This is a genomic window from uncultured Sutterella sp., assembly GCF_937923675.1.
Lineage (GTDB): Bacteria > Pseudomonadota > Gammaproteobacteria > Burkholderiales > Burkholderiaceae_F > Sutterella.
In genome coordinates, this window is sequence record NZ_CALDXB010000083.1 from 122,783 (window position 1) to 135,475 (window position 12,693).

Annotated in this window: 12 protein-coding genes; 3 read left to right on the forward strand and 9 right to left on the reverse strand. The window is 63.3% G+C overall.

What is annotated here, in order from left to right:
- Positions 1-13: 13 nt before the first annotated feature.
- On the reverse strand, positions 14-469 hold the full coding sequence (dtd, locus tag Q0106_RS09780) for a D-aminoacyl-tRNA deacylase (protein WP_297612219.1): 456 nt from the start codon (positions 467-469) through the stop codon (positions 14-16).
- Entirely contained in the window at positions 466-1,737 is a 1,272-nt protein-coding gene (tyrS, locus tag Q0106_RS09785; protein WP_297612222.1) for a tyrosine--tRNA ligase, read from the reverse strand. Before tyrS ends, dtd begins: the two co-directional genes overlap by 4 nt.
- 227 nt (positions 1,738-1,964) lie before the next feature.
- Here tyrS and Q0106_RS09790 point away from each other — a divergent pair, with 227 nt between their 5' ends.
- Positions 1,965-3,566 carry a M23 family metallopeptidase gene (locus Q0106_RS09790; protein ID WP_297612225.1) on the forward strand — a complete coding sequence of 534 codons (1,602 nt, stop codon included), beginning with the start codon at positions 1,965-1,967 and terminating at the stop codon, positions 3,564-3,566.
- Positions 3,563-4,687 (forward strand): anhydro-N-acetylmuramic acid kinase, encoded by a 1,125-nt coding sequence (locus Q0106_RS09795; protein WP_297612228.1) that lies wholly within the window; start codon positions 3,563-3,565, stop codon positions 4,685-4,687. The genes Q0106_RS09790 and Q0106_RS09795 overlap by 4 nt, the downstream gene beginning before the upstream one ends.
- 117 nt (positions 4,688-4,804) lie before the next feature.
- Here the strand turns inward: Q0106_RS09795 and erpA are convergent, their stop codons facing one another.
- The 7 genes from erpA to Q0106_RS09830 form a co-directional block, all read right to left on the reverse strand.
- Complete coding sequence (gene erpA, locus Q0106_RS09800) at positions 4,805-5,137, reverse strand: iron-sulfur cluster insertion protein ErpA (RefSeq protein WP_139689181.1); 333 nt, start codon at positions 5,135-5,137, stop codon at positions 4,805-4,807.
- 270 nt (positions 5,138-5,407) lie between these two features.
- Positions 5,408-5,800, reverse strand: a complete 393-nt coding sequence (gene rpsI, locus Q0106_RS09805; RefSeq protein WP_139688469.1) for a 30S ribosomal protein S9 — start codon at positions 5,798-5,800, stop codon at positions 5,408-5,410.
- Positions 5,801-5,815: 15 nt separating this feature from the next.
- Positions 5,816-6,244 (reverse strand): 50S ribosomal protein L13, encoded by a 429-nt coding sequence (rplM, locus tag Q0106_RS09810; protein ID WP_139688468.1) that lies wholly within the window; start codon positions 6,242-6,244, stop codon positions 5,816-5,818.
- Positions 6,245-6,598: 354 nt separating this feature from the next.
- The gene (locus tag Q0106_RS09815; RefSeq protein WP_297612231.1) at positions 6,599-7,210 is read right to left on the reverse strand and encodes a MarC family protein; all 612 of its coding nucleotides are present in this window, start codon (positions 7,208-7,210) and stop codon (positions 6,599-6,601) included.
- Positions 7,211-7,363: 153 nt separating this feature from the next.
- Entirely contained in the window at positions 7,364-9,193 is a 1,830-nt protein-coding gene (locus Q0106_RS09820; protein ID WP_297612234.1) for a glycerol-3-phosphate dehydrogenase/oxidase, read from the reverse strand.
- A gap of 5 nt (positions 9,194-9,198) precedes the next feature.
- Entirely contained in the window at positions 9,199-10,689 is a 1,491-nt protein-coding gene (gene glpK, locus Q0106_RS09825) for a glycerol kinase GlpK (RefSeq protein WP_297612237.1), read from the reverse strand.
- 156 nt (positions 10,690-10,845) lie between these two features.
- On the reverse strand, positions 10,846-11,568 hold the full coding sequence (locus tag Q0106_RS09830; protein ID WP_297612240.1) for a hypothetical protein: 723 nt from the start codon (positions 11,566-11,568) through the stop codon (positions 10,846-10,848).
- 607 nt (positions 11,569-12,175) lie between these two features.
- Between Q0106_RS09830 and Q0106_RS09835 the strand changes: the two genes are divergently transcribed.
- A complete protein-coding gene (locus Q0106_RS09835; protein ID WP_139688464.1) occupies positions 12,176-12,475 on the forward strand; it encodes an HPF/RaiA family ribosome-associated protein in 300 nt (99 codons plus the stop codon).
- The last annotated feature ends 218 nt before the right edge of the window (positions 12,476-12,693 follow it).

Genomic DNA, 12,693 nt, shown 5'->3' on the forward strand with positions numbered 1-12,693 from the left:
TATCGAAAAAACACTAAAACTTAAGCCAGAAGGTTGCCGGCCCGTCGTTGACGAGCGAAACCAGCATGTGGGCGCCGAAGGAACCTGTCTCAACAGGGATGCCTTCGGCCCGGAGCGCCTCAACGTAGCGAAGATAGGACTTCTCGGCCTCTTCGGGCGCGGCGCCCTTCGAAAAGCTCGGGCGGTTCCCGCTCATGCAGTCCGCGGCGAGCGTGAACTGCGAGACGGCAAGAACGCCGCCACCGACGTCCTTGACGGAGAGGTTCATGCGGCCGCCCTCGTCCTCGAAAACGCGAAGGCGCGCGGTCTTTCTCGCCGCCTTCCCGATCGCTTCCTCCGTGTCGCCCGCTTCGGCGCAGACAAGGGCGAGAAAGCCCTTCCCCACGCTCCCGAGCTTCTCGTCGGGCGCGCCCGCTTCGCCCCTTCGGTCGACGCGGGCTTCCCTCACGCGCTGCAGGAGAAGAATCATTTCTGACGGACCACGGTGACGCGGGCCCAGCGGCGCTTGCCCACCTGAAGAACAAACGGCTCGCCCGGCGTGAAGCGGAGCGTCCTCTCCTTCACCTGCTCGCCGTTGATGCGCACGCCCCCCTGGTCGACATTGCGTCCGGCCTCAGCGTTGGAGGGCGCAAGCCCCGCCGCGCGGATCATCTGCAGAATGCCGATCCCGCCTTCGGGAGCCTCAACCTCAACGTCGGGGATGTCGTTCGGCACCGCGCCCTTCTGGAAGCGCGCGTTGAATTCCCTTTCGGCCTCGTCGGCCGCGCCGGCGCTGTGGAAGCGCTCGACGATTTCGCGCGCGAGGAGCACCTTCGCGTCGCGGGGGTTGCGGCCTTCGGCGCATTCCTTCTTGAGCTTCGCGATCTCGTCGTTGCCCTTGAGGGAAAGAAGGTCGTACCAGTTCCACATGAGGTCGTCGGAAATCGACATGACCTTCCCGAACATGTCGTTCGGCTGATCCGTGATGCCGATGTAGTTCTTCTTGCTCTTGCTCATCTTCACGACGCCGTCGAGGCCGACCAAAAGCGGCATCGTGAGGATGCACTGCGGCTCCTGGCCGTACTGGCGCTGAAGTTCGCGGCCGACGAGAAGATTGAAGCGCTGGTCAGAGCCGCCGAGCTCAAGGTCCGCCTTGAGCGCCACCGAGTCGTAGCCCTGCATGAGGGGGTAGAGAAGCTCATGCATCGCAATCGGAAGCTCTTCCTTGAAGCGCTTTGCAAAGTCGTCGCGCTCAAGAAGGCGCGCGAGGGTGTAGCGGCTTGCGAGCTGAATGAGGCCCGTTGCGCCCAACGCATTGCTCCATTCCGAGTTGTAGCGGACTTCCGTTTTGTCGAGGTCGAGAATGTAGCCCGCCTGATTGAGGTAGGTCTGCGCATTCTCTTCAATCTGCTCGCGCGAAAGGGGCGGACGGGTCGTGTTGCGTCCGGACGGATCGCCGATCGCGGCGGTGAAGTCGCCTACGAGGAAGATCACCGTGTGGCCGAGATCCTGAAGCTGGCGGAGCTTGTTGAGCACCACCGTGTGGCCGATATGAATGTCGGGCGCCGTCGGATCGAGACCGAGCTTGCAGCGGAGCGGCGTTCCCGTCGCCTTCGAGCGGGCGAGCTTCTGCTCGAACTCGGACTGAATAAGGAAGGTGTCCGTGCCGCGGGCGATGGTGGCCATGGCTTCACGGATGTCGTCCGTCACGGGGAAGCGTTCGGGACCCTTCTTTTCGGGCGCAGTTTCTTGTGTCATTTTGTATTCGAGAAAAACAGGGTTTCTGGCAGTGAGAAATCGGGCGGCGGCGGCCTTTCGGCCCGGGGAACCCCTGCAGGAGGGGGATGGAAGCGCCTCTCGCCTTCATCCGGGCGGCCGCCCAATCATGCTCAATAATCGGAAAACTTTAGCAGGTTGCGCCGCAGGGCGTCTAAAATCCAAGATTCACCTGAATTTATCATTCTATTTCTCCTCAGAACTTTCTGATGCCGGCTCCGTCTCTCGTTGCCAACGTGCTCTGCGCGTTCGGCCGTGCCGCACTTCTCTCCTCGCGCACGCGGCTTATCCGCCTCGGTCTGCGCCCGGATGAAGCCAAACCTCGTGCGCTTGCGATCGGTCTTCTCATTGTCGGCACAGGCCTCGCCGCGGGACTGCTTTCCGCGCTCGGCCCGGCGCTTGCGCCTTCGCCCGTGAGAGCCGAAACGATCTCGATCGACGTAAAGACCCCGGACCTGACGCCCGAGATTGCTGAGCTCGCGCGTTTAGGCGCCTATACGCCCCGCCACTATGACGTGGAGCCGGGCGACACCCTGATTTCACTCTTCGCGCACCTCGGCATTCAGGATCCGCAGGCGCTTTCCTTCTTTGATGCCGCGCCGAATCTGGAGCCCTTTCTCGCGCTTCAGCCCGGCCAGCACATCACGGCGGGCGTTGCGGATTCGGGCGAACTCGAATTCCTGCGGCTTTACCTCGACGGGCCGCGTCAGGCCGACTCGCGCACGATTGAAGTCTCGCGTATCGGCCGCGAATTGATTTCCGACGTTCTTCCCTTCACCTTCTCCACCATGGATGCGCTCGTGTCCGGAGAGGCGAAGAACGGACTCAACGCCACGGCGAAGGCCCTCAACATCCCCGAGAGCATCGCCGACCAGCTCCTCGCCGTCTGGGACGGCGCCGACGACCCGGTGGCGGCGCTGAAGCCCGGCGCCACGCTGCGCCTCGTTTTCGAAAAGAAATACGCCGACGGACGCTTCGTGAAGGACGGGCAGCTTCTCGCCGCCCAGATCGTCGACGAGGCGGGCGTCCACGAAGCCTTCTGGTTTTCGGACGGCACCCACCCGGGAAGCTTCTATACGCTTGACGGCCGCTCCGCCTCCCAGACCTTCCTTCGCGTGCCGCTCGACATCAAGGACGTGAGTTCTGAATTCGCGCCCCTGAGGCGCCATCCGGTGACGGGAGTGCTCCGTCCCCACAACGGCACGGATCTGCGCGCGCCCCAGGGCTCGCGCGTCCTTGCTGCCGCTGACGGGCGCGTGACGAAGGTGGCCTACGAGGCGAAGGGCTACGGCAATTACGTGCAGATCGACCACGGGCTCGGGCGCACGACGCTTTACGCCCACATGCGGCGCGTTCAGAAAGGGATCCGCCCGGGCGTTCTCGTGAAGAAGGGCCAGCTCATAGGTCTGGTCGGCCGCACGGGCCTCGCAACCGGTCCGCACCTTCACTACGAACTCATGATCGACGGCGTGCAGATCAACCCGGCTACCGCAGATCTCCCCGACACGGAAAACCTCTCCGCCTATCAGCTCGCGCAGCTCCGCGCCCGGGCGCTTCCCATCCAGAAGATGTTTGAGGATGCGGCACGGGAAGAGGGACTGCCCTCGCCCGAGAAGCTCCTTGCCGAAGCGCGCGAAAAGGAAGAAGCCGCTGCGGCAGCCGCGGCCCGCGAGAATAAGGACGACCTCACGGACGAAGAGGCCCCCGCCGAAAACCAGGGCGAGGCGCCCGCTGCGGGCGGGCGCGTGCGTCCGGTGGCGCTTGAGGCAGGAAAAGCCCGGGCGGAAAATCTCGGACGGAGCGGCAAATGATCACGATCGGCGTCATGTCGGGAACGAGCCTTGACGGTGCCGACGCCGTCATTGCGTCCTTCCCCGAGGATGAAGAGGCCCCCATGGCGACCCTCGGCCGCGCCTATCTTCCGATGCCCGGCAAACTCAGGGAGGAACTGAAGGCGCTCGCCCTCGGCACGACGAACGAAATCGAGCGGGCGGGCGACGCCTCGGTCGCGCTCGCCGATCTTTATGCCGCCGTCATCGAAAAGGCGCTTCAGGAAGCGGGCATCCGGCGGGAGGAAGTCGCGGCCGCGGGTCTTCACGGTCAGACCATCCGCCACCGCCCCGAGCGGGGATTCACGCTCCAGCTCAACCACCCGGCCCGGGTCGCCGAACTCACCGGAATCGACGTCATTGCCGACTTCCGCTCGCGCGATGTTGCCGCAGGCGGCGAAGGCGCGCCGCTCGTTCCCGCCTTTCATGCCGGAATCTTCCGGGGAACGTCTCCTGCGGCCGCACTCAATATCGGCGGCATTGCAAACCTCACGCTGATTCCGCCCGAAGGGAGCGATGCGCCTGTGCTCGGCTTTGATACAGGGCCGGGCAATATGCTCCTTGACGCCTGGATGGAAAAAAGCACAGGGCGCGCCTACGACGCGGACGGTGCCTTTGCCGCCTCAGGCGCCGTCATTCCGGAGCTCCTCTCCCGGTGCCTCAGCGACCCGTATTTCGCGCGGCCGGCGCCGAAATCGACCGGGCGCGAGCGGTTTTCGCCCGCCTGGCTCGAGGAGCGTCTCGCCCTGCTCCCTCAGGGGGAAGCCGCCCCGCAGGATGTCGCGGCAACCCTCACGGAACTCACTGCAGCGACCATTGCGGATGCGCTCGCAAAGACCGAGCCCGAAGCGAGGAAGCTTTATGTCTGCGGCGGGGGCGCGCTGAATCACTTCCTGATGAAGCGGCTCGGGAGTACGCTTGAGAAAAGAATCCCCGGCTGCGCCCTTCTGAGCTCAGGGGAGCGCGGGCTCGACCCGATGGAAGTCGAGGGCGCGGCCTTTGCCTGGCTTGCACGCGCCTTTCTCCTCAGAATGCCGGGGAATCTTCCGGCAGTCACGCGGGCGAAGGGGCCGAGAATTCTCGGCGCGCTCTATCCCGCCTGACGGGAAGCCCGCGCTTCGCAAACACCCGTTAAAAAGCCGCCGGAAGCGCAATGCCTCCGGCGGCTTTTCTGAATGCGGTGTTGGAAGGTACGCCCGGGGGCGTCTCTCCTCCGGCGCTTAGACGCTGAAGGAAGAGCCGCAGCCGCAGGTCGTCACGGCGTTCGGATTGTCGATCACGAACTGTTCGCCCGAAAGACCTTCCTTGTAGTCGATCTTGGCGCCCACCAGGTACTGGTAGCTCATCGAGTCGATGAGAAGCTTCACGCCGCCCTTTTCCATCACGGCATCGTCCTCGTTCTGCGTTTCATCGAACGTAAAGCCGTACTGGAAGCCGGCGCAGCCGCCGCCCTGCACGAAAACGCGCAGCTTGAGATTGGGATTGCCCTCTTCGTCCATCAGCTCCTTCACCTTTGCCACAGCAGCATCGGTAAAGGTGATCGGATCAGGCATCAGTTCCGGAACGGCCTCTTCCGTCTTGGGGTTCTGGGCCGTCGTCGTAGTCGCTTCGGTCATTCTTCTTAAATCCTATTGCTTCTCCGGCCCATTCTTTCAAGGGGAACCTGCCGGAGATCTCTGAAGCCCTTCATCCTACACCAGTATCCGGCGCAGAGATAGGGTAAGCCCCAAAGAAAAACCGCCCGGATCCCGAAGGATTGTCGGACGGTTCTTCTTGGAGGCTCTCCCGAAAGAAGCCTTTCGGGAGCGGCGCACGGGAAGCAATCAGCGCTTGGAGAACTGCTTCGCGCGGCGGGCCTTGCGCAGACCAACCTTCTTGCGTTCCACTTCGCGGGCGTCGCGGGTAACGAGGCCGGCGTTGGAGAGAACGGACTTCAGGCCTTCATCGTAGTCGATGAGGGCGCGGGTGATGCCGTGACGGACAGCGCCGGCCTGGCCGGACTCGCCGCCGCCGGCGACGTTCACCATGATGTCGAACGTTTCGACATTTTCGGTGAGCTGAAGGGGCTGCATGACGATCATGCGGCCGGTTTCACGCTGGAAGTACTGTTCGAGCGGGCGGCCGTTGATCACGATCTTGCCGGTGCCGCGCTTGATGAACACGCGCGCGACGGAGCTCTTGCGACGGCCGGTGCCGTAGTTGTAGTTGCCGATCATCTTTTCAAGCCTCTATTAGAGATCCAGAACCTTGGGTTGCTGAGCCGTGTGCGGGTGTTCGGCGCCGGCGTAGATCTTGAGCTTCTTGATCATCGCATAGCCGAGCGGTCCCTTCGGAAGCATGCCCTTGACAGCGATTTCGAGGGCGCGGCCGGGGTGCTTTTCCTGCATTTCGCGGAAGGTCGTCTCATAGATGCCGCCGGGATAGCCCGTGTGGCGGTAGTACGTCTTCTTCGTCGCCTTTTCAGCGGAGAGGACGAGCTTGTCAGCGTTGATCACGACGATGAAATCGCCCGTGTCGACGTGCGGAGTGAATTCGGGCTTGTGCTTGCCGCGCAGGCGCAGCGCGATTTCGCTGGCCAGACGGCCGAGCACCTTATCACTGGCATCGACCACGAACCAGTCGCGCTTAACCTCAAGCGGCTTGGCCGAGAAGGTCTTCATTGCGTTCACCTAATGGTTGCTTATGAGGAAATCCGTCCGCCCGACCCCGCTGCCGGATGGCGCCGGCCGCTGAATCTGCTACTAGGCAGGATGGCTTTCGCTCTTAAAAATTGGATTCTTTTATGCGTTCCTTCCTCACCGAACGGCCGGATGCCGTCAGTTCGGGAAAAACGCATGCATTCTTTGTCTTGCCCGGAAGTCCGTCAGGGGCGGCGCCAGTGGAAACCGAAGATGGGGTAAGCAATCCGCCCGGACCTCTCGAGTCAAGGGAGCGGATTTTACTCAATTGGAAAGAGCGTGTCCACTCGTACGGGCGGTTTTTCTTTCGGCCTTCCCTCCGCGCTCCCCTTTCGGTCAGAGCCCCTGCTTCGGGAGCGACTCGAGGTAGGAGCTGAAGCCCCCGAGGAACATCTGCGTCGCCATCATGGCAAGGAGAAGCCCCGTCAGGCGCTCGAAGGCGAGCGTGAGCTTTTCGCCCATATGGCGCTCGAGCCAGTCGGCGGAGGCGAGAACCGCGAAGCTCGCCGCGCACGTGATGAAGACGACGAGCCCCCACTCGAAGAGCCGGTCGGGCTGGCTCGCCGCGAGCATCATGATGGTCGCAATGGTCGAAGGACCGGCAATCGCCGGAATCGCGATCGGAACGATGTAGGGTTCGCCCCCCGGCGTTTCGCCGAAAACGCCTTCCTTGGTCGGAAACACCATGCGGATCGCCATCAGCATGACGATGACGGAGCCGCCGATCGAGAGCGCGGCGTCGGAGAGGCCGACGGCGGCAAGGAAGGGGCGGCCGAAGAACATCGCGAGGAGGAGCATCCCCATCGCGATCATGCATTCGCGGAAAAGCACGCGCACGCGCCGGTTGTTGGGCACGCCCTTCATGCAGCTGATCGTGATCGGAATATTGCCGAGAGGGTCCGCCATCAGCACCATCAGCATGAGGCCGCCCCAGAAACTGTATTCCATAGCGGTCTATCCTCCTCAAAGAACCCGCGGGAAAAAACTCAAAACCCGGATCCGGCGCGGGAGGCCGGACCCGGGAATTATCGGGACAGAATGCGTTCGGGGGGAGTGCCGGCGGTCCATGAAGAAGAAGCCGGCATTCCTCAAAGGCTGATCTTAGGCTTTGGCAGCCTTTTCCGCCTTGCCTTCGGGCGCTTTTTCAGCTTCGGGCCCCGCCTTTTTGTCAGTCTTATCTGCGGGCTTCACGTCAAGCTCCGGGAGCTCGGCCGCCGCCTTTTCGACCGCAGCCTCGACGGCTTCGGCCATGCGCGCGGGATCGGGCTCTTCGGGAGCGGGCGCTTCAGCCTTCTTTTCGCTCTCTTCGCTTTCCTTCGGCTCTTCGACGGGCGCAGCCGGCGTCTGAGGCGCCGGGGCGGCCTCGGGAGCAGGAGCCGGGGCAGGCGCCGGAGCCGGTTCGGGCTGAGGTTCGGGTTCCGGTTCCGGAACCGCCTCGAGCTCATAGGGTTCGCCCGCCATGGCGGCCGCCACGATCGGCTTGAGCTTTTCCGTCCGCTCGGCATTCATCTGTCCGAGACGCAGGCGGCGGTAGAGGACGTCCTCGGCCGTGCGCGCGCCTTCGTTGTCGCGCGCATAGAGCGCGTAGGCCACGACCTCGGCGTCGGCCATGGGGCCTGCAGCGGCCGCCTGCTCGATCGCCTCGGCGTCGAACGCGTCGTCGTTCACGATGGGGAGCGTCTTCGTCACGCAGAGGCGCGCCGGAACGAGGTGCATCAGGGTGGCTTCAAGGAGCGCATCCTGCGCCATCAGGCGGTAGGAGGTCCACTTGCCGCCCGCCACGGTGATCATGTTGCCGAATTCAGGAATGACCGCATGCTCGCGCGAGGCCTTCGCGGTGGAGCCTCCCTCGGGCGCTCTGAGAAGCGGCCTCAGGCCCGCAAAGGAGGCCTTCACGTCGGCGCGGCTCACGGGCTTGGCGAGGTACCCGGCCGCGGTCTCAAGGAGGAAGCTGATTTCGTCTTCCGTCGCCTGCGGATTCCAGTCGGGCTCCCGCTGCTCGACGTCGGTCGTGCCGACGATCGTCATGCCGTGCCAGGGGATGCAGAAGAGGACGCGCCCGTCGCGGGTCTTCGGGATGAGCATGCCCGAGTCGCCCGGAAGGAACGAACGGTCGAGAAGAATGTGCGAGCCCCTCGAGCAGCGCACGATCGAGGGCGCATCGGGGTCCACCATGCGGCGGATCGAATCCGTCCAGACGCCCGTGCAGTTGAAGATCATGCGCGTGCGGATCCGGTACGGCTCGCCCGTTTCCTTGTCGGTCGCGGTGAGGGCCTGAATCCAGCCGCCCGTGCGCTCGATCGCGGTCACGGGCATGTAGTTGAGGCACGCGGCGCCGTGCTGGTTCGCGGTGCGGATCAGCGCAATATTGAGGCGGGCGTCGTCAAACTGCCCGTCAAAGAATTCAACGCCCCCCATGAGGCCCTCGGTGCGCACGCCCGGAAGACGCGCCGCGGCGGCATCCGCCTTCAGGGACTTCGTGCGCCCGAGCGAGGCCTTGCCCGCCATCATGTCGTAGAGCGCCAGGCCGACCGTATAGATTTCGCGCTCCCACTTCTTGAAGCACGGCAGCACGAAGGTTTCCGGATGGACGAGATGCGGCGCATTATTGATGAGCACCTTGCGCTCGTGGAGCGCCTCGGTAACGAGCCCCCAGTCGCGGGGATTCTTCATGTAGCGCACGCCGCCGTGGATGAGCTTCGTCGAGCGCGAGGAGGTCCCGGCCGAAAAATCCTGCGCATCAAGAAGCAGGGTCGAGAGGCCTCTCGACGCCGCGTCCACTGCGATGCCGGCGCCCGTCGCGCCGCCGCCCACAACGACGACGTCCCAGAGGGGATCCGCCTTCACGCGAGCAAGCGCCTCAGCGCGCGAAAGGGGCTTCAGAGCCTTTTCGCCCTCGGGCGCGGTCTTGGTCTTCAGAGCATCAGTCATAAGTCTCAGTTCCACTTGCGGGCGCGGCCGACGGCGCGCGTCCATTGGTTCAACAAAAATCCTCTCCGGTCGGCGCTCATCGCGGGTTCAAAGACCCGCTCAGCGCGCCAGAGCGCTTCAATTTCGCCGGCATCCTGCCAGAAGCCGACGGCGAGTCCGGCAAGGTACGCCGCGCCGAGCGCCGTGGTCTCCGTCTGCGCGGGCCGGATCACGGGGACCCCGGTGATATCGGCCTGAAACTGCATGAGGAGGTCGTTTGCCGCGGCGCCTCCGTCAGCGCGGAGCTCCTTCACCGGATGAAGCGCATCGCGCGCCATGGCTTCGAGCACCTCCGCGCTCTGGAAGGCAATCGCCTCGAGCGCCGCCCGCGCAATATGCGCCCGGTTGGTTCCGCGCGTGAGGCCGATCAGGCACCCTCTCGCGTCCGGGTCCCAGTGCGGGGCGCCGAGCCCCGTGAAGGCCGGGACGAAGTAGACGCCGCCGGAATCCTTTACCGACCGCGCGAGGGGCTCAATCTCCTTCGCGCGCTTCACGAACCCCATCTCGTCGCGCAGCCACTGCACGACGGCGCCCGCAATGAAGACGGAGCCTTCGAGCGCATAGCTCGGGGGTTCGCCGCCGATCCGGTAGGCCGCGGTCGTAATAAGCCTCGAGACGCTCGCGCGCGGCTCGCTGCCGATATTCATGAGAAGAAACCCGCCCGTTCCGTAGGTGTTCTTTACCGTTCCCGGATGGAAGCACGCCTCGCCGAAGGCCGCCGCCTGCTGGTCGCCGGCAACGCCCGCAATCGGAATCGCCGCCCCGAACCATTCCGGATCCGAATATCCGGCAGCCTGCGAGCTCGGGATGATCTCCGGCAGGATTTCCGCCGGAATGCGGAAGATGTCGAGAAGTTCGTCGTCCCACTGCCCGGAGCGCAGGTCGCAGAGAAGCGTTCTCGAGGCGTTGGTGATGTCGGTCGCGTGAAACGCTCCCTTCGTGAGCTTCCAGATGAGCCAGGCGTCGATCGTGCCGAAAAGGATCTCTCCCTTCTGAGCGCGCTCGCGCGCACCCGGCACATGGTCGAGAATCCACTCAATCTTGGTGGCGGAAAAATAGGGGTCGAGCCTCAGGCCCGTCTTTCCGGCGACGAGCGGTTCGAAGCCCTCGGCTTCGAGCGCCTCCACGCGCTTCGTCGTGCGCCGGTCCTGCCAGACGATGGCGGGCGAAACGGGCTCGCCCGTGACGCGGTCCCAGAGGACCGTCGTTTCGCGCTGATTGGTGATGGCGAGCGCGGCGATGTCCTTCCCGGAGAGACCGGCCTTCTTCAGGCACTCGCGGGCAACCGCAAGCTCTGTTTCCCAGATTTCCGCGGCATCGTGCTCAACCCAGCCCGGATTCGGGTAATGCTGGGCGAATTCGCGCTGAGCGAGCGCCACCGTCCCGCCGCGCCGGTCGAAGATCAGCGCGCGCGAGCTCGAAGTACCCTGGTCGAGCGCAAGGATGTAGTCGTTCATCGTTCGGGAACCGCCGTTTGTGCGCGCAGAAATGAGAAAGCCCCGGGGCTTCCGGGGCTCTTTCTGGGCTGGAAATCCATCTGACTTCCATTGTATGAGGACTTAGGTCCCGGGGAGCTTAACGATCCCCTGAACCCGAACAATCCCTCAGTCCCGTTACTTGGCGGCTTCCGCCTTCGCGTCGGCGGCATCAGCTTCCGGCGCTTCAGACTTTTCCGTGCTTTCGCCGTAGTCCGAATCCTCGACGTCGTCTTCGTCGATGTCTGCCGCATAGAGCTGAGCGGCGGTTTCGGGCTCAATCTGCGCTTCGGCAGGCTTCACGGCATCGAGCTTCACGACGCGGGCGGCGTCGATGAGAAGACGAAGCGCCTGGTTCACTGCCTCGGGGCTCCCGAAGAAGTCCGCGATGTCGCTGTCGATCTTCACCATCGCGTTGCGGGCGAAGTCGGAACGCTCGGCAAAGCGGCGCGTATCGTAGGCGCGGGCGCGGGGACCCGTGCGCACGCCGAAGTCCTCGCGGCGGCCTTCGCCGAAGCGGTGTCCGCCGGGCTTTCTGTCAAAGCGCGGACGATCGCCGAAGGAGCGGCCTTCGCCGAAGGGCTTCCTGTCGCCGAAGGAGCGGCGCTCGCCGAAATCACGGCGGTCCGAGCGGTCGAAGCGGTCATTGCGGTCCGAACGGTCAAAGCGCGGACGATCGCCGAAGGGCTTCCTGTCGCCGAAGGGGCGGCGGTCGCCGAAATCGCGGCGATCAGAACGATCGGAGCGGTCGAAACGGTCAAAACGATCGAAGCGGTCGGAACGTCCGCGGCGGTCTCCGTCCTCGCCGTCGAAGGAGCGGCGCGGACCCTTGTCCTGCCAGGGCTTGTTATCCATAGCCATTCTATTTATCTCTCTGAAAAATAAAGAATCAGTATTCCAATACCCCATCGGGCGCGGGGCATCTCTCAAAACGGAATACGTTGGTCAAAAGAAAAGTGTGTGAAAGAAGTCAGTCTGAAAAGGTTTCGCGCTTCGCCGCGCTATCGAATGTCGAAAGGCATGGGGTCGAATGAATGCCGCTGCCCCGGAGGAAGCACCTTGGCGGGAAACAAAATGCCCGAGGCGCCTTCTGATCATTGAACAATCGCTTCGCCATTGAAATCCTGCGGAATTCCCTCAGGAGGGATCCGGATCCAAGCGGGCCGCTTCACAATCTGAAAGGTATTGACGCCTGAGGACGGGGGCCGGAAGCGCTTCGTTTGAAAACGCCCCTGCCGTGCCGGTTCTTTAAAAAAAGCATGCCTCAGCGCGCGGTGCGTATTTTAAAGGATTCTGTCCGGACCAATGCGCCTTTTTAGCCCCCTTGAGACTTGGGACAAGTCGTTACGAAAGTGACGCCGACGGGGACAGGGAAAGCAGATACACTTTGATTAGGGATAACCGAAAAGAATTTCTTTTTCCGGTCTTTCTTCCCTACCAGCTCAGAACAACAAAAAGCGAGGTTCCTATGGCTGCCCAGATCATCTTTCATGGCATTAACCGCTCCCCCGCCGTCGAAACGGCTGTGAACGAGAAGGTTGCCGCGCTCCAGAAGTTTGACAATCAGCTCGGGCCCTGCAAGGTAACAGTCACTCAGGAAGGTCATCAGACGATGGGCGCCTTCACCATCCGCATTGATCAGTCCGCGTCGGGCAAGAACCTCATCGTCACCCGCACGAACCAGGATGTGATGGCTGCGCTCAACGAAGCCTTCGATACGCTGCGCCGCAGCGTCGTCGAGGAAGCCGACAAGCGTCGTCAGCGCTAAGGATCTGACCTTCAGGCGCGCGGCCTGATTTTCATCCACTGAAGATGAGGCTGCGCAGAAGCCGGATGCTCCGTAAAGCGGGCGTCCGGCTTTTTTCTTCTCCGGCGCGGATGCCGGAAAAAACAAAGGCCCGTACGACATCAACGCGTGCGGGCCAAACGACTGGTGGAGGATAGCGGGATCGAACCGCTGACCTCTTGCATGCCATGCAAGCGCTC

Coding starts and splice junctions, on each gene's coding strand:
- Q0106_RS09835 (WP_139688464.1), top strand. CDS start 12,176: ATGGCTGCCCAGATCATCTTTCATGGCATTAACCGCTCCCCCGCCGTC.
- Q0106_RS09830 (WP_297612240.1), bottom strand. CDS start 11,568: ATGGCTATGGATAACAAGCCCTGGCAGGACAAGGGTCCGCGCCGCTCC.
- Q0106_RS09790 (WP_297612225.1), top strand. CDS start 1,965: ATGCCGGCTCCGTCTCTCGTTGCCAACGTGCTCTGCGCGTTCGGCCGT.
- Q0106_RS09820 (WP_297612234.1), bottom strand. CDS start 9,193: ATGACTGATGCTCTGAAGACCAAGACCGCGCCCGAGGGCGAAAAGGCT.
- Q0106_RS09815 (WP_297612231.1), bottom strand. CDS start 7,210: ATGGAATACAGTTTCTGGGGCGGCCTCATGCTGATGGTGCTGATGGCG.
- rpsI (WP_139688469.1), bottom strand. CDS start 5,800: ATGATCGGCAACTACAACTACGGCACCGGCCGTCGCAAGAGCTCCGTC.
- dtd (WP_297612219.1), bottom strand. CDS start 469: ATGATTCTTCTCCTGCAGCGCGTGAGGGAAGCCCGCGTCGACCGAAGG.
- rplM (WP_139688468.1), bottom strand. CDS start 6,244: ATGAAGACCTTCTCGGCCAAGCCGCTTGAGGTTAAGCGCGACTGGTTC.
- glpK (WP_297612237.1), bottom strand. CDS start 10,689: ATGAACGACTACATCCTTGCGCTCGACCAGGGTACTTCGAGCTCGCGC.
- tyrS (WP_297612222.1), bottom strand. CDS start 1,737: ATGACACAAGAAACTGCGCCCGAAAAGAAGGGTCCCGAACGCTTCCCC.
- erpA (WP_139689181.1), bottom strand. CDS start 5,137: ATGCCTGATCCGATCACCTTTACCGATGCTGCTGTGGCAAAGGTGAAG.
- Q0106_RS09795 (WP_297612228.1), top strand. CDS start 3,563: ATGATCACGATCGGCGTCATGTCGGGAACGAGCCTTGACGGTGCCGAC.